We start from the raw sequence: 2,388 nt of genomic DNA on the forward strand, positions 1-2,388 counted from the left end.
GTCCATCGCCGTCGACAACTCGGCCAAGGACCAGACCTACAACACCCCGGCCGTCGCCACGCTGTTCCTGCTGGCCGACCAGATCCGCTGGCTGCTGTCCCTCGGCGGGCTCACCGGCGCCGTCGCGCGCACCCAGGACTCATCGAGCCGGCTCTACGGCTGGGCCGAGAAGTCGTCCTACGCCACGCCGTTCGTCACCGACCGCGACCAGCGCTCCTACGTGGTGGGCACGGTCGACTTCGACGAGTCGGTGGACGCCGCCGAGGTCGCCAGGGTGCTGCGCGCCAACGGCGTCGTGGACGTCGAGCCCTACCGCAAGCTCGGTCGCAACCAGCTGCGGGTCGGCATGTTCCCCGCCGTCGAGCCGGACGACGTCAGCGCGCTGACCGCCTGCATCGACTTCGTCGTCGGGAAGCTCTGAGAGCGGACCTCCCTGCCCCCACCGGGGAGGAGCCCGTCCTGCCCACCCTTCGCCGGCTCGGTGGAAGGGCCCCTCCCCGGGCCCTGCGCACGTCCAGGGCACACCAGGAGGCCACGGGACGGGACCGCCGCGTGTCGACGGCGACACGCCGCCCGGTGTCGGACCGTTCCGGCACGGGCGGTGGAGGCCCGCTGACGAGCTGTCAGCATCGGTGGTGTGAGACCCGTCACCACCGCCCTCGCCGTCCTCGGGTTGGTGCTGACCGGCACCGGCACCGCCCAGGCCGTGCCCGCGGACGGCCCGGCACCCCCCGGGCCGGTCGCGCTGGACCACCCGGAGTTCACCGCCAACGTCATGGCGCCGCTCCACGTCACCGACTGGGCGGACTTCGAGGCCGACCTCCGGTCCGTTGCCGCCTACGGCGTGGGAGCGGTGAGCGTCGACGTGTGGTGGGGCGACGTCGAGGGAGCGGCGGACAACCGCTTCGACTGGGCCTACTACGACCGCGTCTTCGAGACGATCACGTCCCACGGCCTGGACATCGCGCCGATCCTGTCCTTCCACCAGGCCGGCGGGAACGTCGGCGACGACTACACCAGCCTGCTGCCGTCGTGGCTGTGGGAGAAGTACGCCGGGCGCTCGCACCGCGGCGTCGAGCTCGGCCCCACGGGGCTGCAGCACCGCAGCGAGCAGGGCAACACCAGCGCCGAGAGCGTGCAGGGCTGGGCCGACGAGGCGGTGATGGAGGAGTACCGCGACTTCACCGGGGCGTTCACGGAGCAGTACGGCGACCGCTACGCCGAGGACGTCGTGGAGGTCAACGTCTCGCTCGGCCCGTCCGGCGAGCTGCGCTACCCCTCGTACAACCAGCACGACGAGGGCACCGGCTACCCGACCCGGGGCGCGCTGCAGGCGTACTCCCCGCTGGCGGTCCGGGACTTCCAGAGCGAGATGCTGCACCGGTACGGCTCCCTCGACCGGATCGACGCCGCCTGGGGCACCGACCACGCGTCCCTGGACGAGATCGCTCCACCCGAGGATGCCGACGCCTTCTTCGCCGGGCTCGACCACCTCGACACCCAGTACGGCCGCGACCTCGTCGACTGGTACAACGGCTCGCTGGTCGAGCACGGCGAGCGGGTGCTGTGGACGGTCATCGACACCCTGGGCGAGGACTTCCCAGCCGCCGACATCGGCTACAAGGTGCCGGGCATCCACTGGTCGATGACCGACCCCGCGCACCCGCGGGCCGCCGAGGTGACCACCGGCCTCGTCCAGACCAGCGTCGACCTCGACTCGTGGGCGACCGGGCACGGCTACCAGCGGGTGGTCGAGCTCGCCAACCGGTTCGACGGCGGGCCACGCGAGGTCGTCATGCACTTCACCGCGCTGGAGATGGACGACGATCCCGGGGAGCCCGCGTACTCGCTGGCCCAGACGCTCGTCGGGTGGGTCGGCGACTACGCCCACCGGGCCGGCGTCGAACTCAAGGGCGAGAACGCGCTGGCCGGCGGGGTCCACACCGAGGAGGGCTGGGACAACATCGAGGAGGCCTTCACCACGTGGGGCTACCTCGGCCTGACCGTGCTCCGCATGGGTGACGTCGCCGAGGGCATCGGGGCGCACCGGTACGCGCAGCTCATCGAGACCTACGACCCCGACATCTGAGGAAGGACCCCCTGCCCCCCGCCACTCGCGAGCTCGCCACGGGACCCTGCAGGGGGCCGCCGCGCCACGCCGGGCGAGCCTGCCGACACGCTCCCGCGCGCGCCGATAGCCTCGGCAGCGGACTCCCCCATCCCGGGGCCGGTCCGCCCGCCGTCCCGACCCGAGCACCCATCCCCAGGAGGCCGCCCATGCGTTCGCTGCGGCTGGTGGCGCTCACCGACGACGGCAAGAGCCTGGTGCTCGCCCTCGACGGCGCCGAGCCCGGCGAGGAGGGCGAGCGCTTCGAGCTGCCGATCGAC

Annotated in this window: 1 protein-coding gene and 1 pseudogene; both read left to right on the forward strand. The window is 72.5% G+C overall.

Annotated elements, in window-relative coordinates:
* A pseudogene (locus VN520_RS08320) lies at positions 1 to 421 on the forward strand (phosphoserine transaminase); the annotation flags it as partial.
* Positions 422 to 637: 216 nt separating this feature from the next.
* A complete protein-coding gene (locus tag VN520_RS08325; protein WP_325746207.1) occupies positions 638 to 2,089 on the forward strand; it encodes a family 14 glycosylhydrolase in 1,452 nt (483 codons plus the stop codon).
* The last annotated feature ends 299 nt before the right edge of the window (positions 2,090 to 2,388 follow it).

Origin of the sequence: Streptomyces sp. (assembly GCF_035563135.1) — a bacterium.
Lineage (GTDB): Bacteria > Actinomycetota > Actinomycetes > Streptomycetales > Streptomycetaceae > Streptomyces.